Raw genomic sequence first — 25,481 nt, forward strand, 5'->3', positions numbered from 1 at the left:
GCGCTGCCGCCCGCAATCAGGATTGCGCCGAGGCCCTAACCGCATCGCCACCGATCACGCCGTTGAAGTTCGCCGCGCCTTCGGCTCTCACACGCGGCAAGCTCGCCGGATATTCCCGCTGCACGAAATCGATGATCTTCTCGCGCATTTCGCAGCGCAGGTCGAAGGTCTTCGGCGCATTGGACGCCGAGACGAGGATGCGGATTTCCATGACGTTCTCGCGGAAATCGGTGACCTGCACGGCAACGACCCGCTTGTCCCAGAGCTTGGAGGAAGCGGCTATCTCCTCGACCTTCTCGCGGATCGCCGAGACCGGCACCGAGTAATCGAGATAGATCATGACGGTTCCGATGAGCGCCGCGCTCTCCCGCGTCCAGTTCTGGAAGGGGTTCTCGATGAAATAGCTGAGCGGCAGGATCAGCCTTCGCCAATCCCAGAGCTTGACCACGACATAGGTCGAGGTGATCTCCTCCACATTGCCCCACTCGCCCTCGACGATCAGCGCGTCGTCGATGCGGATCGGCTGCGTGATGGCAAGCTGGATGCCGGCGAAGACGTTCTTCAGCACCGGCTGCAAGGCGAGGCCAAGCACGATACCGGCAACGCCCGCCGAAGCGAGCAGGCTCACTCCGTATTGCTGCACGGCCGGAAAAGTCATCAGCCCGGCTGCGATCGTGATGGCGACGATCATGAAGGCCGCGATACGCTCGCCGATCCTGGATTGGGTGACGTGGGTGCGGGCGAGCAGATTGTCCTCGGCGTCGAGTTTGAAGCGACGAAGATAGACGGTCATCCAGATATGCAGCGTGGTCTTGCTGATCCAGCCGACGACGGCGATGAAGCCCAAAAGCAGGATGTGGCGGATCACGCCTGCCTGTGCTGCCGTCAGCGGCGCGATGGTCGCGCCAAGCGAAAGGGTCAAGGTAAGAATGCTCAGCCTCAGCGGCCGGCGACCGCGTGAGACCAGCGACCGCCAGAACAGATCCCGCGTTTCGACCAGTCGGCTCAAAAAGCGGAAAGCGAGGCGATGGATTATCAAGCCCACGGCCAAGGCGGCGGCAAGCACACCGATGCTGACCAGCCAAGCGGGCAACCAGTCGGTTGCTTCCTGAAAGTCGAGAATAAGGCGTTCCATACGACATCAGCTAGGGTGCAGTGCAGCATGGGAAAGGTCGGAATAACGAAAATCAGCCTTTCGTGATCGGTCGCGGCCCCAAACTTGCCGGGCGATCACAGCCAGCGGAACGAGGCCTTTCCGCGTCGACCGACGCGATGCAAGGCGATCGGCGTGGATCGGCCGCTGATGGTGTCGAGCAGCCGGATGCTCTGCTTTCCGGCCACGAGCGCCAGAAATCGCGGGCATCCGCGGATCGTTCCGCCGTCGTCGCTCTCGGTAAATATGCAGGGCACGGAAAGAGCCGTCCCGTACACGTTCATTCGTCCACTCTTTGGCATGCGCAAATCCCATCGCTTTGCGTCGCCGTGTAGTGGAGCCGTGATTCCTTCATGTGACAGTCTCGTGATAATTTTGGACATGTGTGAAATTGCCGGCTTCGCGCGTCTTCCTTGTCGCCATCAGCGCCCCGAACCGCGAGCGTACGAGACGGCAAGCTGCGGGCAAGGCTCGCTGCCTAACCCTCGTCGCGGCAGCGGGCCCGAGCCTGTTTGGGGAGACCACCTGCAATTTCAGGTTCAGACAAGCCACACAACCTAGTTTGCGGTTCTTAGCTGCGCGGGCTGGATAACCGATTCCTCAATCAGGCCTTGGATCGGAAGCCGCCTGCCGTTCGCTATCGGAATTTCGGCCTGGCTTTTTATTGACGCCATTTGAACATTCGGGATTGATGAGCATGACGACGGTTGCCTCCACGCTGACGATAACGCAGATCAGATCTCTTTCTTCGGCGGCGGTCGCCGCATGGACGACCGAAGACATCGCTTCGCTGTCTACGGCGCAGGTCAAAGCCCTTTCCTCCTCCCAGATCGCGGCGCTGGATGTGGAAGATGTCGAGGCGCTCAATTCCCAGCAGCTCAGCGCCATCGCCAAGGGGTCGATCGTCGGCCTCACCTTCGACCAGCTCAATGCGCTCAACAAATACGCCATCGAAAGCCTGACCTCGGTCCAGGTCTCCGCACTGACCACGACGCAATTGAGCGCTCTGACGACCGAGCAGTCGGAAGCCCTGACACCGAACCAGATCAAGGCGCTGTCCACCGCGCAGCTCGCCGCACTCGGGGCCGACGACATCGCGACCTTTTCGACCGCCGATATCGCCGCTATCTCGAACAAGGCAATCCAGGGTCTCGGAACGGCTGCCATCGCGGCGCTGTCCACCGATCAGATCGCCGCTCTGAACACCGGCGCCGTCGCGGCGTTGACGAGCAGCCAGATCGGCGTGTTGAGCACTGACCAGGTCGAAGCGCTTTCGCCGACGCAGACAGCGGCGCTGACCTCGGCGCAACTGGCGGCGCTTGGCCCCGATGATATCGCCATGCTGTCGCCCGAAGACATTGCCGCGATCAACACCAAGGCCGTGCGCGGCCTGAACCTGTCCGCCCTGTCGCCCGAACAGGTCGGAGCGATGACGACGGCCCAGGCGAACGCCTTGACCACGGCACAGCTCGCCTCGCTCGACCCCACGCAGATCGAGGCGCTTTCGCCCTCTCAGATCGCCTCGCTCACCTCGAGCGCTCTGGCCAGCCTGACGACTGGGCAGATCGAGGCCCTCAGCCCCGAGCAGGTCGAAGCGTTCACGCCGCAGCAGGTCAAGGCGCTCAGCTCCGACCAGCTGGCGGCCATCAACCCGGATGGCGTCGCAACGTTTTCCACCGCCGATATGGCCGCCATCACCAGCAGGGCCATAGCGGGCCTCAGCCCCGGCAGCGTCGCGGCCCTGTCCTCGGCTCAGATCGCCGCCCTCAGCACCGGTTCGATCGCCAGCCTGACGACCGATCAGCTCCAGGCCCTGAACGACGAGCAATTCCAGGCGCTTTCATCGCTTCAGGTGAAGGCGCTCGGCTCCGCGCAGCTCGCAGCACTCGACGCCGCCGATATCGAAGCCTTCTCGACCGCCGCCATCGCCGCGATCGCCAGCCGCGCCATGTCGGGCCTGAGCACGGATGCGATCGGCGCCCTGTCGTCGACCCAGATCGCCGCACTGTCCACAAGTCTGATCGCAAATCTCACCGGCAGCCAGCTCGAAGCCTTGAGTGCCGACCAGATCGCGTCGTTCTCGACCAGCCAGATAACCGCATTGGGCGCGCAGATCGCGGGCTTCAGCACCGGGCAGCTGGAAGGGCTTTCGACCGCGAAGATCGCGGCGCTGAGCACGGCCGCCATCGCCAGCCTGACGACGGACCAGATCGACGCGCTGAGCGTGGAGCAGGCCGAGGCCTTGACGCCAGCGCAGGTCAAGGCGCTGAGTTCGTCTCAGCTCGCGGCATTCGGCGCGGACGATATCGCCGCCTTTTCGACGGCCGATATCGCTGCGATCACCAACCAGGGTTTCACCGGGCTGAGCATGGATTCGCTCTCCACCGCCCAGATCGCGGCGCTGACCACTGCCCAGATCGCGGCGCTCGGAACCGACCAACTGGCCGCCTTGACCACGGACCAGACCGAGGCGCTGTCGCCGACGCAGGTGAAAGCCATGAGTTCGGTTCAGCTCGCCGCGTTCGACGCCGAGCAAATCGCGACCTTCTCCACCGACGACATGGCAGCGATCACCAGCCGCGCCATCACCGGCCTGACCACCGATATCATCGCGACCTTCTCGACCGCGCAGATCGCGGCCTTGAACTCGACCGCGATCCCGAGGCTCACCAGCGCCCAGATCGCGGCCCTGAGCACGGATCAGGTCGAGGCGCTCTCACCGGCACAGGTCGCGGCGCTGACCTCCGTTCAGCTCGCCGCGATCGATGCCGAGCATATGGCGACCTTCTCGACCGCCGATATCGCCGCGATCACCAGCAAGGCCATACCCGGTCTCAGCACCGATATCATCGCAACCTTCTCCACCGGCCAGATCGCCTCGCTGACGACGGCGCAGGTCAGCGCGCTGAAGACGACGCAGCTCGCGGTTCTGAGCACCAGCCAGGTCGAGGCGTTCACGCCGGCACAGGTCTCGTGGCTGAGCTCGCTGCAGCTCTCGGCGATCGGCGATGACGGCATCGCAACCTTCTCGCCGGCAGATATCGCGGCGCTCTCGAGCAAGGCGATCCCCGGCCTTGATTTGTCCAACCTGTCCTCGGGGCAGATCGCTGCCTTCACGACCGCCCAGATCAGCGTGCTGAAGACCCTGCAGATCGCGGCGCTGGGCACGGACCGGATCACGATGCTGTCCACCGCTCAGATCGCCGCCTTGAGCACGTCGTCGATCGCCAGCCTGAGCACCGACCAGATCGACGCCCTCGGCTCCGCGCAGGTCGAGGCTCTTTCGCCGCTCCAAATCATGTCGCTGACCTCGCTGCAGCTCGGCGTGCTCGATGCCAGCGACATCGCGACCTTCTCGACGGCCGATATGGCCGCGATCACCAACAAGGCCCTGCCGGGGCTGAGCACGGATGTGATCGCAGGGCTTGGAACCGCCCAGATCGCGGCCATGAGCACCAGCGCCATCGCGAGCCTGACGAGCGACCAGATCGGTGCTCTCGGTACGGCACAGGTCGAAGCGTTGTCGCCCGGGCAGGTGAAGGTGCTGAGCTCCGCGCAAATGGCGGCACTCGGCGCCGATGACATTGCGACCTTCTCCACCGCCGATATCGCGGCGATCACCAACAAGGCGATCTCCGGCCTCAGCCCCGACGCCGTCGAGGGCCTTTCGAACGAGCAGATCGCCGCGCTCAACACCAGCGCGATCGCCAGCCTCACGAGCCTGCAGATCGGCGCGATGAGCACATCTCAGATCGAGACGCTGTCGCCCGCGCAGGTGGCGGCGCTGACCTCCGTGCAGTTCTCCGCCCTGTCGGCCGAAGACATCGCGACCTTTTCCAACGCCGACATCGCGGCGATCACCAACAAGGGCTTGCCTGGCCTGGGCACGGACGCGGTCGCGGGCCTGACGACCGCGCAGATCGCGCTGCTGAGCACCAGCGCTCTTGCCAGCCTGACGAGCGGCCAGGTCGAGGCACTCGGCACCGACCAGATCGCCAGGCTCTCCACCGCGCAGGTGAAGGCACTGACGGCGGCGCAGATCGCGGCGCTTGGCGACAATGTCGGCGTTTTCTCCACGGACCAGATCGCCGTCCTGACGCCATCGGGCATCACCGGCCTGACCTCCGCTCAGGTCGATGCGCTGAACAGCGCACAGCTTCACGCGCTCGGCACCAGCCAGATCGCGGCGATGACCTCCAAGCAGGTGGCGGGGCTCAGCACCAGCGACATAGCGGCGCTGACCACGCAGCAGCTTGCCGCCATGAGCGCGTCGGGCGTTTCCGGTCTTTCGACCAGCCAGGTCGCGGCCCTCGACAACGCGCAAGTCCGGGCGCTGTCGACTAAGCAGGTCGCCGCGCTCACCTCGTCGCAGATCGGCGCGCTGGGGACGGACGACGTCGCCGCTCTCTCGACCGCGCAGATCGCCGCGCTCTCGGCCGCCGGCATCGCCGGATTGAACTCGCAGCAGCTGGCGGTCCTTTCGACCGCGCAGGCCGAAGCCCTGACCAGCAACCAGGTGGGCACGCTGAACTCCAGCCAGATCTCCGTCCTCGGGCCGGATGATGTCGTGACCTTCTCGACCAAGGATATCGCCGCGATCACATCCAGCGCGCTGGGAGGAATGTCGACGGATACGATCCGGGCCCTGTCGACGCTGCAGATCGCCTCGCTGAGCAAGAATGCCATCGCCGGGCTCACCACCCAGCAACTTGCCGCGCTGACCACCGCGCAAGCCGAAGCGCTGACCAGCAGCCAGGTCAGCGGCCTGAGCTCCGCGCAGCTCGCGGCCCTCACCGCCGATGACATCGCGACCTTCTCGACCAAGGACATGGCGGCTATCGGCTCCGGTGCCATCGCCGGCCTTTCGACCAGCACGATCGCCGCGTTGTCGCCGAGCCAGATCGCGGCGCTGAACACGGCGGCGATCACGGGAATGACGACCGGGCAGATCGCGGCGCTGCGGACCGATCAGGTGGAGGCGTTGACCTCCGCGCAGATCGGCGCGCTGAGCTCGAAGCAGACGGCGGCGCTTGGCACCGACGATATCGCCATCCTGTCGGCGAAGAACATCGCCGCGATCAACTCCGGCGCGATCGCCGGCTTGTCGGCGGCAGCGCTTGCGACGCTGACGACGAGCCAGATCGCCGCACTCAGCACATCGGGCATCGCGGGCCTGACCGTCGATCTCATCAACGCGCTGAGCAGCGACCAGATCGGAGCGCTGACCACGAGCCAGATCGCCGCGTTGAGCTCACGGCAGATCGGAGCGCTTGGAACCGACGACCTCGCATCGCTGACGACCGCCCAGGTCGCGGCATTGAGCACGGCGGGCATAGCCGGTCTTAGCAGCGACCAGATCGCGGCATTGAGCACCGACCAGACCGAGGCCCTGACCAGCCTGCAGGTGGGGGCCCTGAGCTCGAGGCAGATCGCCGCGCTGGGCACGGACGATCTCTCACGCTTCTCCACCGCCGATATCGCGGCGATCGGCTCCGGCGCGATCCTTGGCCTTTCGACCGCCGCCATCGGGGCGCTGTCGACGGATCAGATCGTCGCCATGAGCTCGGCCGGAATTTCCGGTCTCTCCAGTGGCCAGATCGCCGCCCTTGGTTCCAACCAGATGGAGGCGCTCACCACCGCTCAGATCGGCGCGCTGAGCTCCAGGCAGGTCGCGGCCCTTGCCACCGACCGTATCGCGGCGCTCTCGGTCGATCAGATCGCGGCCTTTGGCACGGCGGGTATAGCCGGCCTGACCAGCGATCAGATCGGCGCGCTCAGCGTCCGTCAGGTCGAGGCGTTCACAAGCGTCCAGGTGGGCGCGCTGAACTCGAAGCAGATCGCGGCGCTCGGAACGGACGATCTGGATAGTTTCAGCACCGCCGACATGGCCGCGATCACCTCCAGCGCGGTTGCTGGGATTTCGACATCGGTGATTTCCTCGCTCTCGGGCGACCAGCTCGCTGCCCTCAGCCCCACCGGCATTGCCGGCCTGACCAGCGACCAGATCGGCGCCCTGCGAACCAGCCAGGTGGAGTCTCTCACGACCGCTCAGGTCGGTGCGCTGACGTCGAGGCAGATCGCCGCGCTCAACACGGCCGACATCGCCGCGTTCTCGCCCGAACAGATAGCGGCGCTGAGCACCGCGGGCATAGCCGGCCTTTCGACCAGCCAGCTCGTCGCCATGCGCAGCGACCAGATGGAGGCGCTGACCAGCACGCAGATCGGCGCGCTCTCCTCGCGGCAGATCGGGGTTCTGACCTCCGACGACCTCGACGGCTTTACCACGGCCGAGATCGCTGCGATCAGCTCGTCCGCCATTTCCGGCCTGTCGACCGGCGCTCTGGCGTCGCTTTCGCCAAGCCAGATCGCGGCGCTTAGCACCGCGGGCGTCGCCGGCCTCAGCACGGACCAGATCGCAGCGCTCAGCGTCGACCAGGCCGAGGCACTGACCAGCACGCAGATCGGCGTGCTGAGCTCCAGGCAGATCGCGGCCCTCGGAACGGATGATCTGGACAGCTTCACCACCGCCGAAATCGCCGCGATCAGCTCGGCGGCCATCTCCGGATTGTCGCCGACGACGATCGCCTCGCTTTCGGCCGAGCAGATCGGCGCTTTGAGCACGGCCGGCATTGCCGGTCTCTCGACCGCCCAGATCGCGGCCTTGAGCACAAGCCAGGTCGAGATGCTGTCGACAGGACAGATCGGCGCCCTGGGCTCCGCTCAGATCGCGGCTCTGAGCACCGGCGACATCGCCGTGCTCTCGGTCGAGCAGATCGCGGCACTGAGCGCCAAGGGGATTGCCGGCCTCGGCAGCGCTCAGGCGGGCGCGCTGAGCATCGACCAGATGGAAAAATTGTCCACGGGTCAGATCGCGGCGCTCAGCTCGGATGCGCTGAAGGGCCTGACCTCGTCCAGCCTGGATGCGCTCACGCCCGCAAAGCTCGCGGCGATCAGCTCCGGTGCCATGAAGGGACTGTCCACGGCCTTCGTGGCGTCGCTCTCGACGGAAGAGATCGCGGCGCTCGGAAGTTCGGGAATATCCGGCCTGACCAGCGACCAGATCCGCGCGCTGAGCACCGATCAGTTCAGCACCTTTTCCACCGACCAGATCGCATCCCTGAGTTCGACCGGCCTTGCCGGGTTGACGACCGACCAGTTGCAGACTCTCTCGACCGAGGAGTTCGCTGCAATCACGCCGGCTTCGATCAAGGGCCTGACGACGGCGGTGTTCTCGACCCTGCCATCAAGCGACATCGCGGCATTGACCACGGGTCAGGTGGCAGCGCTGAGCTACAGCCAGGTCGTCGCCATGAGCACGGCGCAGATCGGAATGCTGTCGACCGCGCAGATCGGCGCCCTCAATGTCGTTCAGACGGCGGCCCTCGGCCCCGATGATCTGGCCAGCTTCTCGCCCGAGCATATCATCGCGCTGAGTTCGAGCGCGGTTTCGGGACTGAGCACAAGAGCACTCGGCGCCTTGACGGTGAGCCAGGCCGAAGCCTTCACACCGGCCCAGATCAACGCGATGACATCGGCACAGGTACAGGCGCTGACCAACGGCCCGCTGGCTGGCGTAAGCGCCTCCCAGACGACGACGACGACCACGACCACGGCACCCTCGGAGACGCCAAGCTCGGCATCGGCAGCAGCCGCACCCGACACGAGTGAATCGGCTCAGGTTGCCTCGGTGATCATGTCCTATCTGGGATAAGAGACTGATCGCGGGCGCGGCGACATTCGACGCCGCGCCCGCAATGGCTCGAATTTTCAGCAAAAAGCCGCGAAACGGCATTGATCGACAAGCCATTTTATGGAGCATGTGGCGAAGACGTTCGTATTCAGTTGACCGCAAGGAAAGTCGCCCAGGCAATGTCGATGATGGAAGAACCCGATGTCGTGGTCATCGGCGCCGGCGCGGCTGGCACGGGTGCGGCCCGAACACTCGTCAAAGCCGGGCTGAAGACGCTTGTGCTCGAGGCTCTTTCCCGCACCGGCGGCCGCGCCTCGACGGCCAAGGTGGCGGGAAACGTCGTCGATCTCGGCTGCGGCTGGCTTCACTCCGGCGATCGAAACCCCTGGACCCGCATCGCCGGCGAGATCGGCATCACCGTCGATCGCCAGCCATCCGCCTGGGGCGGGCAGTTTCGCGATCTCGGCTTTGCGCCGCATGAACGCGACGCCGCCCATCTCGCCTTCGAACGGTGGACGGAGCGCGTCTCGACGACCCCTCCCCCGTCGGATGTCGCCGCCGATGCGCTGGACCCGGCCGATGGCTGGACAAGCTATCTGCAGGCGCTCAGCGGGTATATCAGCGGCGACGAACTCGAGCGTATTTCCTGCAAGGACTACGCCGCCTACAACGAAGCATCGACATTGATCAACTGGCGCGTCCAGACAGGCTATGGCGCGCTCGTCGGCGCCGCCATGCCCGCTGAGGCGATGGTGAAGCTCTCGACGCCCGTCGAAGCCATCGGGCTCGACGGACATCGCATCGAGGTCAAGACATCTGCGGGCACCGTGCGTGCCCGCGCACTCATCGTCACCGTCTCCACCAATATCCTGGCCGGGGACACCATTCGCTGGCCATCGGCATTCGATGCGTGGCGAGCCGCGGCGATGCGCTTGCCGCTTGGCGCGAACGAGAAGCTGTTTCTCGAGATCACCGGCCCGGCGCCCTTCGAGGACGAGACGCATCTTATCGGCGACCCGCGCGATGCATCGACCGGCAGCTACTATATCCGCCCCTTCGGTCAGCCCGTCATCGAATGCTACCTCGGCGGCGCCGGGGCGCGCGCCGTGGCGGAAAGAGGCCAAGACGAGGCATTCGCGCGTGCGACGGATCAGCTCGTCCGTCTGTTCGGCAGCAATATAAGACGCAATCTCCGCCCGCTCGTCGCGTCGGACTGGAGCAGAACAGTCTCGATCGGCGGCGCCTACAGCCACGCTCTGCCGGGCCATTCCGACGCCCGTCTCACGCTCGCCGGGTCTCTGGACCAGCGTGTGTTCTTCGCCGGCGAAGCGACCCATACGACCGACTTCTCGACCGCCCACGGCGCGCTGCAAAGCGGCGAGCGTGCCGCGCGCGAGGTCCTCGCCGTCCTTCAGGCAACGCCGTAGCGCCCAGACAGCACCCGACACATATCCATCGCGATCAGGAAAGATGAAGCCATGCCGGATCACAGGTTCAACCAGCCGCTCGGCGGCAACGACATGCCCCGCTTCGCCGGACCATCGACGATGATGCGGCTGCCGAGCCAGGCCACGGCGGAGGGTCTGGACGCATGCTTCGTCGGAATTCCGCTCGATGTCGGCACCTCCAACCGGCCGGGCACCCGCCTTGGACCTCGACAGATCCGGCAGGAATCCTGCATGCTGCGTCCCTATAACATGGCAACGGGCGCGGCCCCCTTCGCGCGGATGCAGGTGGCCGATATCGGCGACGTGCCGATCGACACTTTCGACCTGAAGCGGTCGGTCGACATCATCACCGCCTTCTACGACGATCTCCTCACTCATCCCTGCATTCCGCTGACGCTTGGGGGCGACCATACGCTCACCTATCCGATCCTGCGCGCGATCGCGAAAAAGCACGGCCCGGTGGCGCTGATCCACGTCGATGCCCATGCCGACACCAACGACGAGATGTTCGGCGAGAAGATCGCCCACGGCACGCCGTTCCGCCGCGCCTATGACGACGGGCTTCTCGTCAACGACAAGGTGTTTCAGATCGGCCTTCGCGGCACCGGCTATTCGCCGGAGGATTTCGATTGGGCGCGCGACAAGGGCTGGACTGTCGTTCAGGCCGAGGCCTGCTGGGGCAAATCGCTGAAGCCCTTGATGGAAGAGATCAGGACGAAGATCGGCTCGACGCCCGTCTATCTGACCTACGACATCGACAGCCTCGATCCGGCGTTCGCGCCGGGCACGGGAACGGTCGAGATCGGTGGTCTCACGACATGGCAGGCGCTCGAAATCATCCGCGGTTGCGCCGGACTGAACCTCGTCGGCGGTGATCTGGTGGAGGTGTCGCCGCCGTTCGACCCGTCGGGCAACACGGCGCTGATCGCGGCCAATCTGCTCTACGAGATGCTGTGTGTCCTTCCGTGACACCCTGGCGTGTCGCGGAGTTGCCCGCTGCACGTCTGGCGATTCACCGGTTTGAAACCTGTTCGTGCGACAAGAACGGATCAAGGGGCGCTCCCCGAGCGCTATGCCGCGTTGCGCCGAGGTACGGAAAAATGAGACCGTTCGCCGTTCTTTCTGCAAGAGTTGTTCTTGCCGCCGCTCTTTTCAGCGCCGGCGCGCCGCTGGTTGCCAACGGCACCGAGGAGTGGATCGGATCGTCCCGCCAGTGGTCGATCGGCTACGTCAACAACGGCGGCGAGCCCTACTGCGCGCTGGTCTGGGACAGCATGACGGGAAAGACCGTCGAATTCCGGGAAAGCCTCAAGGACGCATCCTGGATCATCAAGAATGACGCGTGGACGCTGCCAGACAAGCTCTCCACACAGGTCTCGGTCACGGGCAAAAGCAACACCATGGATGTGCCCGCCATCGGCGCCGACAGCAAAAGCCTGCGCGTCTGGAGCTTGCCCGGAAACAAGAACGCCGGCGGCGTGCAGGCGATCATTCGCGCCGCGCTGAGTGGAATGGCGGACATCAACGTCTCGTTCCAGGGCAACGAACCCGACTGGGTCATTCCGACATCGCGCATCTACCCGATGCATGCGACCTATGCGGCCTGCATCGAGCGACTGTCGGACAAGAGGCCGGCCAAGGTCGAAAGCGCCACGACAAACCCGTTCTGACGGAACGCGAAGCACGGCAAGCCGAACCGGCATCGCCACCGCGAGATGTCGGCGATGCCAATGGTCGGCGCGCATTATCCATTTGTCTAAAATAGAACTTGCAACGATCCGTTAGCTGGCGATATATCCCAGCTCAGGGTTGGAGACGTTAAGATGCTGTCTCCCTCTGTCGGTGCCTGACACGTGCATTTACGAACCACGTAGGACGAGCCTGATGGACTTTATCAGATCCCCTGAACTGGCGCATATGGCGCTATTTTCCCCAGTTTCTTGCTTGTCCTTGTCGGTGTTCCCGGAAACGCGAGCTTTCGCCAGCTGTCGTTAGGACAGCAAACCAAGCGGCGAACGGACACGGCGAGCATCCCGTATTTGCAGGCTCTCCATTTTCGTTTGCCGGATATGCAGTGAGGCTATTCAATGGATGAATCATCGAACCCGCCGGCCCTCCTGGGCCGTCTGTGGCTGATATTGCTCGGAGCGATCATCACGCTCGCCGGGCTGTTTTTCGCAATCGGCGGCGGCAAGCTCGTCTCGCTGGGCGGCAGCTGGTACTTCCTGCTCGCCGGCATCGGGCTCGTCATCGCGGGCCTGCTCATCGCGCGGCGCAAGCCGCTGGGCGCCCTGCTCTTCGGGCTCGTCTTCGTGCTCTCGGTTGTCTGGGCCATCTGGGACGCCGGCTTCGAGTTCTGGCCGCTGATCTCGCGCCTGCTGGCGATTGCCGTCGGCTCCATCGTCGTGGCCCTCTCCTTCCCGCTCCTGCGTCGTTCGGCTGGCCGCACGCCCGCCTACGGTGTCTCCTTCGGGCTTGCCGTCGTGCTGGCGATCGGCACCGGCGCTGCCTTCTACGGCATGTTCATTCCACACCCGCCAGTGGTCGCAAGCGGCGCCGGCCCGGCCCGCACGCCGGTCGATCCCGCCCGCGAGCAGAAGAACTGGGAACACTACGGCAACACTTCGGGCGGTAGCCGCTTCGCGGCGCTCGACCAGATCAACGTCGACAATATCGGCGATCTGAAGGTGACGTGGGAATACCGCACCGGCGACACCCCGATCAGCCCCGGCGCCAATGGCGCGGAAGATCAGGAAACCCCGCTGCAGGTCGGCGATCGCGTGTTCGTGTGCACGCCGCACAACAACGTCATCGCAATCGACGCGGATAGCGGCAAGGAAATCTGGAAGACCGAGATCAACGCCAAGTCGTCGGTCTGGATGCGGTGCCGCGGCCTCGCTTACTTCGACGCGACGCGCGCCATCGAGCAGCCGTCGGCGCCGAGCTCCACGCCGGTCACCGCCGTCGCCGTCGCACCGGGCACGCTTTGCGAACGCCGTATTCTGATGAACACGATCACCGCCGAGCTGATCGCGCTCGATGCCGACACCGGTGCGTTTTGCCCTGACTTCGGCACGAACGGCCGCGTCGATCTCAAGATCGGCATGGGCGAGGCCCCCGATCCGAGCTACGTCCTGACCTCGGCGCCGACGCTTGCCGGCACCACCGTCGTCGTCGGCGGCCGCGTTGCCGATAACGTCAGCACCGACATGCCCGGCGGCGTCATGCGCGGCTTCGATGTCGTGACCGGCCAGCTGCGTTGGGCGTTCGACCCAGGCAACCCCAATATCACGCTGCTGCCGCCTGCGGGCGAAAGCTACACGCGTTCGACTCCGAACGTCTGGGCATCGATGTCCTACGATCCTGTTTCAAACACCGTCTTCATGCCGGTCGGCAGCTCGTCGGTCGATCTCTACGGCGCGACGCGCACGGATCTAGACCACAAGTACGGCGCATCGATGCTGGCGCTGGACGCCACCACCGGCCGCGAAAAGTGGGTCTATCAGACCGTTCACAACGATCTGTGGGACTTCGACGTACCGATGCAGCCATCGTTCATCGACTTCCCGAAGGCGGACGGCACGACCGTTCCGGCGCTCGTCTTCGGCACCAAGGCAGGCCAGCTGTATGTGCTGGATCGCGCGACAGGCGAGCCGCTGACCAAGGTCGACGATGTCCCGGTCAAGCCCGGCAACATCCCGAACGAACCCTACGCACCGACCCAGAGGCTCTCCGTCGGCATGCCGCAGATCGGCGCCAAGACGTTGACCGAAAGCGACATGTGGGGCGCGACGCCGTTCGACCAGCTCTTGTGCCGCATCGCCTTCAAGGGAATGCGCTACGATGGCGTCTTCACGGTTCCGGGCACCGACCTCGCGCTCAACTTCCCGGGCTCGCTTGGCGGCATGAACTGGGGCGGCCTTTCGACCGATCCGAACTCGAACTACATCTTCGTCAACGACATGCGCCTCGGCCTCTGGATACAGATGCAGGAAGCCGCCCCGACCAACGCCGTCAACAGCGGCGGCGAATCCGTCAATGCCGGCATGGGTGTCGTTCCGATGAAGGGCACTCCCTATGCGGTCAACAAGAACCGCTTCCTGTCGGCGCTCGGCATCCCATGCCAGGCACCGCCGTTCGGCAGCCTGACGGCGATCGACATGAAGACACAGAAGATCGCCTGGCAGGTTCCTGTCGGCACCGTCGAAGACACCGGCCCGCTCGGCATCAAGATGGGCCTGCCGATCCCGATCGGCATGCCGACGCTCGGCGGCACGCTCGCGACCCAGGGAGGCCTGATCTTCATCGCCGGCACGCAGGACTTCTATCTGCGCGCCTTCAGCACGGCGACCGGCAAGGAAGTCTGGAAAGCCCGTCTGCCCGTGGGCAGCCAGGGCGGCCCGATGACCTACAAGTCGCCGAAGACAGGCAAGCAGTATGTCATCATCTCGGCCGGCGGCGCACGCCAGTCGGATCTTCGTGGCGACTACGTCATCGCCTACGCTCTGCCGAACTGAACGTCAGCGCAAAGCAACGAAAAAGGGTCGCTCGGCGGCCCTTTTTTTGTGCATAGGCGAGATTTGTCACATACCGTGCAAAAAAGAGTGAAATCCTATCTGCGCCCTTGGCGATATGACGCGGCGGCTGCATAATGTGAGTCTGACGAGTATCGCGGCTATCGGCTACAGACTGTCCCGAACTTCGTAAGCGCATTGTAATAAAATAGTCTGACGCGTTCTATCTCGCGAGCCGACACGTAGCGATCCCGTCCTCATTCAACCGGCCGCGGGAGAGCAAAGATGCAGAAGAGCGAAAGCGACGTATTCGATCTGTTTTCGGAGATCTATACGAACGCCGCGCAAGAAGAGCTAAGTCTCCAGGAATATCTCCTGGCCTGCCGCGATGACAAACGACTATACGCCACCGCGCAGGAACGCATGGTGGAAGCCATTGGCGAACCTAAACTGATCGACACCAGCGCCGATGAGCGATTAGGCCGCATCTTCTCCAACCGCACCGTCAAGATTTATCCCGCCTTCGCCGATTTCTATGGAATGGAAGACACGATCGAAAGGATCGTCGGCTATTTCAGATATGCCGCGCAAGGTCTCGAAGAGCGCAAGCAGATACTCTATCTCCTCGGGCCCGTCGGCGGCGGCAAGTCGTCTCTCGCCGAACGCCTGAAGAAGCTGATGGAGCGTTTTCCGATTTACACGCTGGCGATCGACGGACAGGTGAGCCCGGTTTTCGATCACCGCTGGGCCTCTTCCAGCCGGAGCGGATGTCCGATCTTCTGGAAGACAAATACGGCATTGCCAGGCGCCGCCTCACCGGGCTTATTTCCCCCTGGGCCACCAAGCGGCTCGACGAGATCGGCGGCGACATCTCGCGCTTCAGCGTCGTCAAGCTGATGCCATCCAGGCTGCGCCAGATCGCTATCGCCAAGACCGAACCAGGTGACGAGAACAACCAGGACGTCTCGGCGCTGGTCGGCAAGGTCGATATCCGCCAGCTCGAAAACTACAGCCAGGCCGACCCCGACGCCTATTCCTACAGCGGCGGCCTCAACCGCACGACGCAGGGGTTGCTCGAATTCGTCGAAATGTTCAAGGCGCCGATCAAGGTGCTCCACCCGCTGCTGACGGCGACGCAGGAGGGAAGCTACAACGGCACCGAAAGCTTCGGCGCCTTCCCCTATCAGGGCATCGTCGTCGCCCACTCCAACGAATCCGAGTGGCAGCAGTTCAAGAACAACCGCAACAACGAGGCGTTCCTCGACCGCATCCTTGTCGTCAAGGTGCCCTATTGCCTGCGCGTGACGGAGGAACGGCAGATCTACGAGAAGCTGCTGCGCGAAAGCGAACTCGCAAAGAGCGCCTGCGCGCCTGAAGTGCTGGAGAATCTGAGCCGCTTCACGGTGGCGACCCGCCTCATCCGCCATGAGAATTCGCCGCTCTATACCAAGATGCGCGTCTATGACGGCGAGAACCTGAAGGACACCGATCCCAAGGCCAAGTCCGTGCAGGAATACCGCGACGTTGCCGGCGTCGACGAAGGCATGCACGGCATCAGCACCCGCTTTGCCTTCAAGGTGCTGTCGGAGACCTTCAACTACGACACCAAGGAGGTCGCCGCCGATCCGGTGCATCTGATGTACATCCTCGAGCAGGCGATCAAGCGCGAGCAGTTTCCGAAGGAAATGGAGGCCAGTTACCTCGACTTCATCAAGTCGGAGATTGCCACCCGCTATGCCGAGTTCATCGGCCACGAGATCCAGAAGGCCTATCTCGAATCCTACAGCGAATATGGCCAGAACCTCTTCGACCGCTACATATCCTACGCGGATGCCTGGTTGGAGGACCAGGATTTCAAGGATGCCGATACCGGGCAGATCCTGAACCGGGAAATCCTCGACAGCGAGCTGTCGCAGATCGAAAAGCCCGCCGGCATCGCCAACCCCAAGGATTTCCGCAACGAGGTGGTGAAGTTCACGTTGCGGGCAAGGGCGCGCAATGGCGGCCGCAATCCGGCATGGACGAGCTACGAGAAACTGCGCGAGGTGATCGAAAAGCGGATGTTCGGTCAGGTTGAGGATCTGCTGCCCGTCATCAGCTTCGGCTCCAAGAAGGACAGCTCGACCGAGAAACAGCATGACGAATTCGTTCAGCGGATGATCGAGCGTGGCTATACGGCACGCCAGGTCCGCCGACTGGTCGATTGGTACATGCGGGTGAACAAGGCCGGTTGACGATGCCAAAACCGGAGCCAAAGCGAGGGATTGGCGCATGCCGAATTTCATCGATCGCCGGCTTAACCCGAAGGACAAGAGCCTCGGCAACCGGCAACGATTCCTGAAGCGCGCCCGCGACGAGCTGAAGCGGGCGATCAAGGATCAGATAAAATCCGACAAGATAACGGATGTCGATGCCGCCCATGGCGTCCCCATGCCGGCGCGTGGTGCCGGTGAGCCGACCTTCCGTTCCTCGCCCACATCGGGCAATCGGGAACATGTTCTGCCGGGAAACAAGGAGTTTTCAGCGGGCGACCGGATCTCGAAGCCGGATGGCGGCGCGGGCGGCGGTGGCGGGCATGGTGCGGGCGGCGGCGGAAGCGATGACGATTTTCAGTTCATCCTGTCGCGCGAGGAGGTGCTCGATCTCTTTTTCGAGGACCTTGAACTGCCCGATCTGGTCAAGCTGAGCCTGAAGGAAACGGTGACATTCAAGCCGCAGCGCGTCGGCTTCACCACTTCGGGCTCCCCCACCAACATCAATATCGGCCGCACCATGCGCAACAGCTTCGGCCGGCGCATGGCCTTGCAGCGGCCGAGCGAGCGGCAGGTGAAGCTCATCACCGACGAGATCGCGGCACTCGAGGCCGAGACCCCATTATCGGCGGAAACCCGCCGCAAACTGACGGCCCTGCGCGACGAGCTTACAACGCTGGAGCGGCGGCGCCGACGGATTTCCTATGTCGATCCCGTCGACGTCCGCTTCAACCGCTTCGAGCGGCAGCCGGTGCCGAACGCCAACGCCGTAATGTTCTGCCTGATGGACGTATCGGCATCGATGGGCGAGCGCGAGAAGGATCTCGCCAAGCGCTTCTTCGTGCTTCTGCACCTCTTCCTCAAGCGCCGCTACGGCCGGATCGACATCATTTTCATCCGGCACACGGACGAGGCGCATGAGGTCGACGAGGAGACATTCTTCTACAGCAAGCAAAGCGGCGGCACGGTGGTCTCGACAGCGCTTGAGGAGATGCAGCGGATCATCGAGGCGCGCTATCCGTCCGACATGTGGAACATCTACGCGGCGCAAGCCTCGGACGGTGACAACAGCAGCGGCGATTCCGAGCGATGCGCGGCGCTCCTGCGCGGCGACCTGATGCGGCTTTGCCAGTATTACGCCTATGTCGAGATCATCGACGAGCGCGAGACGGAAATATTCGGCGCCACCGACAACGGCACCTCGCTGTGGCGCGCCTACCGAACCGTCGAGGGCGAGGTCCCCAACTTTCACATGGCCCGCATCGCAAGACCGGGCAACATCTATCCAGTCTTTCGCAAGCTCTTCACCCGGCAAGCCGGCGCGCGTACGCGTAACTGAGGGAATAAGGATATGGCGAAACGAGCGGAGAGTTCCCAGCTCTTGTTTGAAGGCTCCGACTGGAATTTCGCGACCCTGTCGATCGTCCACGACGCCATCCAGGATATCGCGATCGGCGAGATGGGCCTCGATATCTATCCGAACCAGTTGGAGATCATCTCGTCGGAACAGATGCTCGATGCCTATTCCTCGGTCGGCATGCCATTGATGTACCAGCACTGGTCCTTCGGCAAGCGGTTCATCTACGAGGACAGTCTCTATCGCAAGGGCCACCGGGGACTGGCATACGAGATCGTCATCAACTCCAACCCCTGCATCGCCTATCTGATGGAGGAAAACACGATGGCCATGCAGACGCTGGTCATCGCGCACGCCTCCTTCGGGCACAACCATTTCTTCAAGAACAACTACCTGTTCCGCCAGTGGACGGATGCCGGCGCCATCCTCGGCTATATGGACTTCGCCAAGAAATACATCGCCAAGTGCGAGGAGCGGCACGGCACGGAGGCGGTAGAAGCAATCCTCGATTCAGCCCATGCGCTGATGGACAATGGTGTCTTCCGCTACCGCCGCCCTCCCCGCCTCTCCTCCGAAAAGGTGCGTGAAAGAGCGCGTGAACGATTGGAATACGAGGAGCAGACCTATAGCGACCTCTGGCGCACCCTGCCCTCCTCCGCCGACAGCCGTGATCCCCACGAGGCGGAGCGCAATGCCTCCGAACGCAAGAAGGCGCTCAACCTGCCGGAGGAGAACCTTCTCTACTTCATCGAAAAGCACAGTCTGATCCTTGAGCCATGGCAGCGCGAAATCCTCAGGATCGTGCGCATCATCGCCCAATACTTCTACCCGCAGCGTCAGACCAAGGTGATGAACGAGGGGTGCGCCACCTACGTTCACTACACGATCATCAATCGGCTGTTCGATCAGGGCAAGATCAGCGAAGGCAACATGCTGGAGCTCTTGAGCAGCCACTCCAACGTCGTCTTCCAGCCTGGTTTCGACGACCCCCGTTTCTCGGGCATCAACCCTTATGCGCTCGGCTTCGCGATGATGCAGGATATCGAGCGCATCTGCACCAATCCGACGGACGAGGACCGGGACTGGTTTCCATCCATGGCCGGCAACAGAGATCCGATGGGCACGCTGCGCGACGCATGGGCGAACCATCGCGATGAATCCTTCATCCTGCAATATCTGAGCCCGGCCGTGATCCGCAAATTCCGGCTCTTCAGACTGTCCGACATGGCGGCCGACAAGTTCTGCGAGGTCTCCTCGATCCACAACGAGCGCGGCTACGCGGAAATCCGCTCGGCACTCGCACGCAGCTACGATGTCAGCGCCAGGCAGCCCGATATCCAGGTCGTCGACGTCGATCTCCTCGGCGACCGCAGGCTTCGGCTGAAGCACACGGTCAATGATGGTCTTCTTCTCGAAGAGACCAGCCGCAACGAGACCCTCACCCATATCCGTCATCTCTGGGGATACGAGGTCAGCCTCTCCGGCGTCGATGGCGCGACCGGCAACGTTCTCTACGATCATTCGACGGGGTAAGTGCCACCGAGGACGACATTGCTCTCAGCTTTGCAGCGTGACAGGCCCTCCATTGCTCCTGACGAGCGACATGAGCATTGGCCCGATCGCGAACTCACCCTTCTCCGTGCGCCGTGTCAGATCCCTCAGATAACCGCCCGCGGAGTTGATCTTGGTAGCGCGCTGGAGGATGCAGGCGATGACGGTCGCGGCGTTGTCGTAGCCCATGATCGTGCAGGCGTCGTGATAGGCCGAGGGTGTCACCCCCAGCATCGATTTGACGACGGACGCGGCGCTGATGAGGTCTCGCCAGCTTCTGATGCCGCCACCGGGCCCATAGGCCGCGATATCGGGGCAAGCCTGTAGCACGAGACCAAGCGGGAAGGATTTCAGTTCCGACCCCCGGTTATCCCCAGCCTTTGATTCGACCGTCGCAGCTCTGTCATCGGAGCCGACCATGTTAGGTCCAGGCAAAGACGGAATGGATACCGAGACAGATCTGCGAGGAGACGCATTGTCCGCATCCTCTCGATCTTGCTCGACGTTATGTCCACTCGCGTGTTGCTCGTTCGCGATTTGGGCAGGCGCTTCAGAATCAAGAATAGATTCGGAATTGGAATTCTGTATGTGGCGCTCATTTTGATAGGGATTGGCGCTCAAATTTCGCAATTTTAGTTGTAGATCCAGATGGTTAAGCACTTTCAGGCGCAAACGTTCGATCAGATCGCAAACAACTTCCAGCTCGGTGGTAGTTGGAGTGCGCGGAACGCTTTCGACAATGTCGCGAAACTCGTTGAAAGTCTCGGCCCATTCGCCCGGAACCTGGTCGGCGATCGCGGCTTCGATCAGCTTGGCTATATCCCGGCGAAACAGGCTGATCTGCTCGCGCAGATGCTGGACGTACAATTTCTCAGCAACCACCTTTGCCGCCAGGTGCTCGATCTCCTCGGCGCGCGCAAGCAGAGGTGCAAGCGAAAAGCCGAACGCGTCGCGAATGGAGCCGGAGCGGTCCTTGCGCGCATAGCGCTTTCCGTTCGGGCTGTCCTTGCGGGTCAAAAGACCTGCATCGATAAGCGCTGCCAGATGACGCCGGATCGTCTGTTCGGCCATGCCGTGACAGCGCAGAGACAGCTGGGCGTTGGAAGGAAACACCACCAGCCCGCTTTCTTCGGAAAGCTCGTTCTGCGGATAGAAGCTCAGAAGCGCGTTCAAGACAGCGAGCGCACGGTCCGTGACACCGAGCAAGGGCTTGGCCTCGCACAGGGAACGGTAGAGCTTCCATTTATCGATCGAATATCCCGGCTTGATCTGCTGGGCTCTGACCTGATTTGCGAGCATGCCAAGCGACATCGCTCGCCGCCCAAAGGGCGTCGTTACAAATTGGCCTTCCATCACCTTCACCTTTTTCAAGGCAAAAGAATTTCGTCCACCAAAACGGTGCCAAAGATGCTTGACAGTGATTCGAGGAAATGCGATTCTCTAGCTGCTAAACCAATGAGAAGAGCTTCCGCGACGGCAACGTCCGGGGGCTTTTTTCTTTTGCGGCGTTATCCTTTGTTCTTGTTGTCTACGGACTGCAGGAATTCGCCGTGAAGCGTCTCCATGCGATCATTCAGAAAATCGACGAAACTGGTCGGCACCGCCTTGGTGAAGCTGATGCGCGGACCTGATTTCGGGTAGCTGACGGTTGCCAGGAGAAAGCCGTTGGCACGGATCTCGGCAGTCTGCGGCGTCTCGATAGCGGCGGGCTTGGCGGCAGCGGTCTTCAGGGCCGCAAGTGCCAGAGCGAAGCGATCGGTCTCCGAACTGCGCTTGACCTCCGAGAGAGCCTCTTCCACGCATTCGGCGGCATCGGGACGCGCCAGGAAGGTATCGACGAACTCGATCCAGCGACGACGACCGATATCCGGCGCAGACCCGATGACAAGCATTGTGGCACGCGGAACGGCGGATGCGATGCGCAGCATCTCGGAGATATGCGACTTGCCGGTTGCCAGCGACGCCGAAATGATGTCGCGCTTGTATCCGGCCTGCTCCTGCGACAAAGCGAAGGCGCACTTCTCGATGAAGGACAGATCGTTGCGGTTGGCGTTCTCTTCGCCCTGGAAGACGATCGCTTCTTCATCCGTGAGCTCACGAACGATGGCGCGGAACTTCAGGCCGAGCTTCTTGGCGGCTGCCAAACGGCGGCGACCGAAGACGATCTGGTAAGGCTTGGGGCCATTCTTGAAGGGACGGATCAGGCCCGGCACGATCTGGCCGCGCTCGCTGATCGATGCGGCGATATCTTCTATGGCGCTGTCATCATAGGCACCGTCGAAGCGATCGGGAATGGTCGAGGGCGCTACGTCATCGGCATCGACGTCGATTATATGATCGCCGTCCTTCAGCAGACGATCGAGAACCTCGCCCTTCTCCTGAATCTGCCGAACGCCGGCGGCCACCTTCAAGAGATGCGGCGATGTCGTCTTGGCCTGCGGCGGTGTCGCCGATGGCTGGTCGAGCTGACCGAGCACATTGGCGAACATACCCCGAGAGTCTTTGCGGCTCATTCACGCCCCCATGCATTCCAGAGTAGTTTTTCGATCTCGGCATTCGAGGCGTTGATCGATTCCATGGCACGGTCGTAGGTCTTCGGCGCGGAGAACCTGGAGCGCTGCACTTCGTACAGGCTTTGCTTCCAGGTCAGCGCATCGGCAACGGCCGTGGATTTGGTCACCATGTTCAACAACAGATCATCGCCGAAGACCTGACGCATCAGCGCGGTCATGTTGGCCTGCGGGTGATCGTTGGCTTCGAACTTGGTGACGAGGAACTTCGCGAAATCCCACTGCGCCGAAGCGCCCATGTCGCTCAGGATCTGCATGTAGGAGGATGCGAGCTCCAGAAACTTGCCGGTGGAATCGACATCCAGCATATGCGCCGGCACCGGAATGATGACGGCGGTCGCGGCGGTGAGCGACGACAGCGTCAGAAAGTTCAGCGACGGTGCCGAATCCATCAGGATCACGTCATAGTCGTCGGCGACCTGCTCGAGCGCCTGCGAAACTCGCAGCAGGAAGCTGGTGCCCCCGCTCTTGCGCATTTCGAGAGCGACCGCGGTTTCGAACTCGGTGAGATCGAGACCGGCGCAGATGACGTCGAAGCCGGCGATGTGGGTCTGGTGAACAAGCGAGCGCGTCGGCTTCGGATCCTCGAAGCGGATCGCGGCATAGAGCGTTTCGTCTTCGCGCGGATTGAAATCAGGCAGGTTGCCGTGAAGGCTGGTCAGCGATGCCTGGGGGTCGAGATCGACGGCGAGGACGCGGTAGCCCTTGAGAGCAAGATAATGGCCGAGATGGATCGTGGTCGAGGTCTTGCTCGAGCCGCCCTTGAAATTGGTGACGGCGAGAACCTGGCAGGCTTCGCCTTCAACACGGCGCGGGTTCATCCACTTCTTGCGGCCCTTCTCGGCCAGCGTCATGCGCAGTTCGAGGATCTGTTCCAGCGAGTACATGCGGCGGCCATTGGACGTCGTCTCCGGCGCGGGGCCTTTTTCCTTCACGACGATCTGGCGGATATAGGCTTCGGAGACATCGAGAAGCGATGCGACTTCAGACGACGTGAACTTCCGCATCTCTCGGCGGGCGTCCGGTGGATATTGTGCCATCGATAGGTTTTGCAGGGCCAGTTCCAGTTTGCTGGAAAAGCTCTGCATGAAGTCGAGGCTGCTCAAGTGCCGGTTCACGATTCTACCCTCAATTCGGTTTCAATAACCTAAGCGCCGAGATGGTTAATGGTGAGTTAACCCGCCTGTTGTTTCGCGAAAAAACGATAATTCGCCCTTTTTGCGTAGTTGAAGAAGTAGCGCGATTCGCATTTGGCTGCAAATTGGCCAGTTCCCCGCGGGAACACGGATTTGGCCACCCTTGGCCCACCGGCGTGTAGCTGTTCCCCGCGGGGAACATTCCTATCTTGGCCTCTCGACAAGGCGATGCTGGAGACGGCGCTCCATGCCTGGCCGGCGATTTGAAAACGAGGTGCCAAAGGCTTGGGACAACGCCCTGCACTTGGGATGATAGCACGGGTCGGCATGCGCGTCTTGCCCGGTCGTCGACTGCGAACAGCTGATTTGGATTTGCGGGATCGGGCGTGCCGCGCCGGCGGAGATCGGCCGGCGGTTCGGGGAGGTGCGCCGAAAAACAGAAAGGGCGCTCAACTCGATCGAGGAGCGCCCTTTCATTCCCGGACAGCGAAAGCATGCCGCTTCAAAGCAGGCGTTGCAGGCTATCGATACGGGCAGTGGACGATAGATGATGCGGCGGTCCGCGAATTTCAAGAGGCGGTCGAGAGGTGTCGACGCAAGGCCAAGGCGTGCGCCGCTCGACCGCGGTCACGGCCGCGATCTCTCTGCGGCCACCACGCTCGCCGTCCGTCCGCCGGCGCCTGCTCTCAATCAGCCGCAGCCTTGTCGCGCGTCCGCGCCGACGAGCCCGATCGCAGCCCCTGCGCGGAGACGAGCGTCGGATCGAGGCCCGCCTTCTTCGCCCTCGCCTTCACGATCAAGTTGACCGACTGCGGCGTCAGCGTTCGCCGCGAGACATTGCCCCACTGATCGATCTTGCGGAAAACCGGACCGCCGCTGATCCCGGCTTCCGCGATCCACCTCAGAAGCGCCGTGGCGGTATCGCCGGTGAGGCTCAGCTGTTCGCTGCTTCCCGGCCGACTGATCTCCACCGTCAGATGAACCGCGCGCCTGCGCTTCCCGGGACGGTCCTTTCGACCGTCAATCGCCACATCGTCGAAACGCAGACTGGCGACCTCCGCGCGTCGCCGTCCGCCTGATGCCGCCAATAGAAGCAGGATCGCCCGATCGCGGCAGCCGACCAAGCCGTCTCGCCTGCAGGTCGACAGAAGCCGGGCGAGGATGTCGTCGGTGACGTCGGTCGCGCTCATTCTCGTCGGCGAGCGCCGGCTGGCATGTTCGGCCCGCTTGAATGCCTGCTTGATCGACGCGCCGGCAAACGGTCCGCTGAGATCGCGTGCGCGCGTCAACGTCGCCCAGCTGGCGATCCGTCGGCGCACTGTCGATGGCGCGTGGGGGAGGGCGCCTTTCAGAATCGCTTGGCGGCGCAGCTCCTGTTCGACCGGTTGGGGCATGCCGCCGTCTCCCTCGGTTGATGCCGAGGTCGCGCTCGTCAGGTGCTGGGACATGAAGAGTTGAACCAGAGCCTCCGGCGCCGGCCAGGGCAGGGGGCCGCCGGTGTTGGCGAGGCTCCAGGCCTGGAGATAGCCGAGGTCGGCGGCGAGTGCCCGGATGCTATTCTCCGGCGCGCCGCCCTCGATCAACCGCCTCAGCGTTTCCGCGTCCTCGTCCGTCAGCAGTTGCGCCAGCCGGTCGCGGCGTTCGAACGGAAAGATACTGTCCAGTGCGTCTAGCGTCTCCGCGCGGCGCAGGACCGCTTCGTCGAGCGTATTCGAGGCTATCGGGGGAGATTTCGGCATTTCGTGTCGATCGTTCGGCGGGGAGATATCGCCACCATATCGACTTTGCGACTCGACATCCATCACTATCG

The 25,481-nt window shown here is 62.9% G+C and carries 13 protein-coding genes and 1 pseudogene; 8 read left to right on the plus strand and 6 right to left on the minus strand.

Annotated features, from left to right (window positions below; all coding sequences use genetic code 11):
* Positions 1-16 precede the first annotated feature (16 nt).
* Positions 17-1,135 (minus strand): mechanosensitive ion channel domain-containing protein, encoded by a 1,119-nt coding sequence (locus tag P3R82_RS05020; RefSeq protein WP_283193246.1) that lies wholly within the window; start codon positions 1,133-1,135, stop codon positions 17-19.
* Between the two features lie 95 nt (positions 1,136-1,230).
* A complete protein-coding gene (locus tag P3R82_RS05025) occupies positions 1,231-1,437 on the minus strand; it encodes a hypothetical protein (RefSeq protein WP_183898565.1) in 207 nt (68 codons plus the stop codon).
* A 413-nt stretch (positions 1,438-1,850) separates the two neighbouring features.
* On the opposite strand from P3R82_RS05025, the gene P3R82_RS05030 reads away from it, so the two are divergent.
* The 8 genes and pseudogenes from P3R82_RS05030 to P3R82_RS05065 all read left to right on the plus strand — a co-directional run bounded on the left by P3R82_RS05030 (position 1,851) and on the right by P3R82_RS05065 (position 19,947).
* Entirely contained in the window at positions 1,851-8,864 is a 7,014-nt protein-coding gene (locus tag P3R82_RS05030; protein ID WP_283193247.1) for a hypothetical protein, read from the plus strand.
* A 131-nt stretch (positions 8,865-8,995) separates the two neighbouring features.
* Complete coding sequence (locus tag P3R82_RS05035) at positions 8,996-10,270, plus strand: NAD(P)/FAD-dependent oxidoreductase (RefSeq protein WP_283193248.1); 1,275 nt, start codon at positions 8,996-8,998, stop codon at positions 10,268-10,270.
* Between the two features lie 51 nt (positions 10,271-10,321).
* Positions 10,322-11,260, plus strand: a complete 939-nt coding sequence (gene speB, locus P3R82_RS05040; RefSeq protein ID WP_283193249.1) for an agmatinase — start codon at positions 10,322-10,324, stop codon at positions 11,258-11,260.
* 131 nt (positions 11,261-11,391) lie between these two features.
* Entirely contained in the window at positions 11,392-11,961 is a 570-nt protein-coding gene (locus tag P3R82_RS05045; RefSeq protein ID WP_283193250.1) for a hypothetical protein, read from the plus strand.
* A gap of 417 nt (positions 11,962-12,378) precedes the next feature.
* Positions 12,379-14,808: a glucose/quinate/shikimate family membrane-bound PQQ-dependent dehydrogenase gene (locus P3R82_RS05050; RefSeq protein ID WP_283193251.1), complete on the plus strand. Its 2,430-nt coding sequence runs from the start codon at positions 12,379-12,381 to the stop codon at positions 14,806-14,808.
* Between the two features lie 282 nt (positions 14,809-15,090).
* Positions 15,091-17,039: pseudogene (locus tag P3R82_RS05055) on the plus strand (PrkA family serine protein kinase).
* 37 nt (positions 17,040-17,076) lie between these two features.
* Positions 17,077-18,396 (plus strand): YeaH/YhbH family protein, encoded by a 1,320-nt coding sequence (locus tag P3R82_RS05060; RefSeq protein ID WP_283193252.1) that lies wholly within the window; start codon positions 17,077-17,079, stop codon positions 18,394-18,396.
* Positions 18,397-18,408: 12 nt separating this feature from the next.
* Positions 18,409-19,947, plus strand: a complete 1,539-nt coding sequence (locus tag P3R82_RS05065) for a SpoVR family protein (RefSeq protein ID WP_283193253.1) — start codon at positions 18,409-18,411, stop codon at positions 19,945-19,947.
* Between the two features lie 24 nt (positions 19,948-19,971).
* Here P3R82_RS05065 and repC read toward each other — a convergent pair whose 3' ends face one another.
* The 4 genes from repC to P3R82_RS05085 all read right to left on the minus strand — a co-directional run bounded on the left by repC (position 19,972) and on the right by P3R82_RS05085 (position 25,410).
* Positions 19,972-21,318, minus strand: a complete 1,347-nt coding sequence (gene repC, locus P3R82_RS05070; RefSeq protein ID WP_283193514.1) for a plasmid replication protein RepC — start codon at positions 21,316-21,318, stop codon at positions 19,972-19,974.
* A gap of 155 nt (positions 21,319-21,473) precedes the next feature.
* Positions 21,474-22,478 carry a plasmid partitioning protein RepB gene (repB, locus tag P3R82_RS05075; RefSeq protein ID WP_283193254.1) on the minus strand — a complete coding sequence of 335 codons (1,005 nt, stop codon included), beginning with the start codon at positions 22,476-22,478 and terminating at the stop codon, positions 21,474-21,476.
* On the minus strand, positions 22,475-23,653 hold the full coding sequence (gene repA / locus P3R82_RS05080; protein WP_283193255.1) for a plasmid partitioning protein RepA: 1,179 nt from the start codon (positions 23,651-23,653) through the stop codon (positions 22,475-22,477). The genes repB and repA overlap by 4 nt, the downstream gene beginning before the upstream one ends.
* 704 nt (positions 23,654-24,357) lie before the next feature.
* Entirely contained in the window at positions 24,358-25,410 is a 1,053-nt protein-coding gene (locus tag P3R82_RS05085; protein WP_283193256.1) for an integrase, read from the minus strand.
* Between the last annotated feature and the right edge of the window lie 71 nt (positions 25,411-25,481).

This window comes from Rhizobium sp. AN80A (assembly GCF_030053015.1).
Taxonomy (GTDB): domain Bacteria; phylum Pseudomonadota; class Alphaproteobacteria; order Rhizobiales; family Rhizobiaceae; genus Rhizobium; species Rhizobium metallidurans.

Bases quoted from the DNA above. Each gene is read 5' to 3' on its own strand.
- P3R82_RS05020 (WP_283193246.1), bottom strand. From the start codon at position 1,135: ATGGAACGCCTTATTCTCGACTTTCAGGAAGCAACCGACTGGTTGCCC.
- P3R82_RS05025 (WP_183898565.1), bottom strand. From the start codon at position 1,437: ATGAACGTGTACGGGACGGCTCTTTCCGTGCCCTGCATATTTACCGAG.
- P3R82_RS05030 (WP_283193247.1), top strand. From the start codon at position 1,851: ATGACGACGGTTGCCTCCACGCTGACGATAACGCAGATCAGATCTCTT.
- speB (WP_283193249.1), top strand. From the start codon at position 10,322: ATGCCGGATCACAGGTTCAACCAGCCGCTCGGCGGCAACGACATGCCC.
- P3R82_RS05045 (WP_283193250.1), top strand. From the start codon at position 11,392: ATGAGACCGTTCGCCGTTCTTTCTGCAAGAGTTGTTCTTGCCGCCGCT.
- P3R82_RS05050 (WP_283193251.1), top strand. From the start codon at position 12,379: ATGGATGAATCATCGAACCCGCCGGCCCTCCTGGGCCGTCTGTGGCTG.
- P3R82_RS05060 (WP_283193252.1), top strand. From the start codon at position 17,077: ATGCCGAATTTCATCGATCGCCGGCTTAACCCGAAGGACAAGAGCCTC.
- P3R82_RS05065 (WP_283193253.1), top strand. From the start codon at position 18,409: ATGGCGAAACGAGCGGAGAGTTCCCAGCTCTTGTTTGAAGGCTCCGAC.
- repC (WP_283193514.1), bottom strand. From the start codon at position 21,318: ATGGAAGGCCAATTTGTAACGACGCCCTTTGGGCGGCGAGCGATGTCG.
- repB (WP_283193254.1), bottom strand. From the start codon at position 22,478: ATGAGCCGCAAAGACTCTCGGGGTATGTTCGCCAATGTGCTCGGTCAG.
- P3R82_RS05085 (WP_283193256.1), bottom strand. From the start codon at position 25,410: ATGCCGAAATCTCCCCCGATAGCCTCGAATACGCTCGACGAAGCGGTC.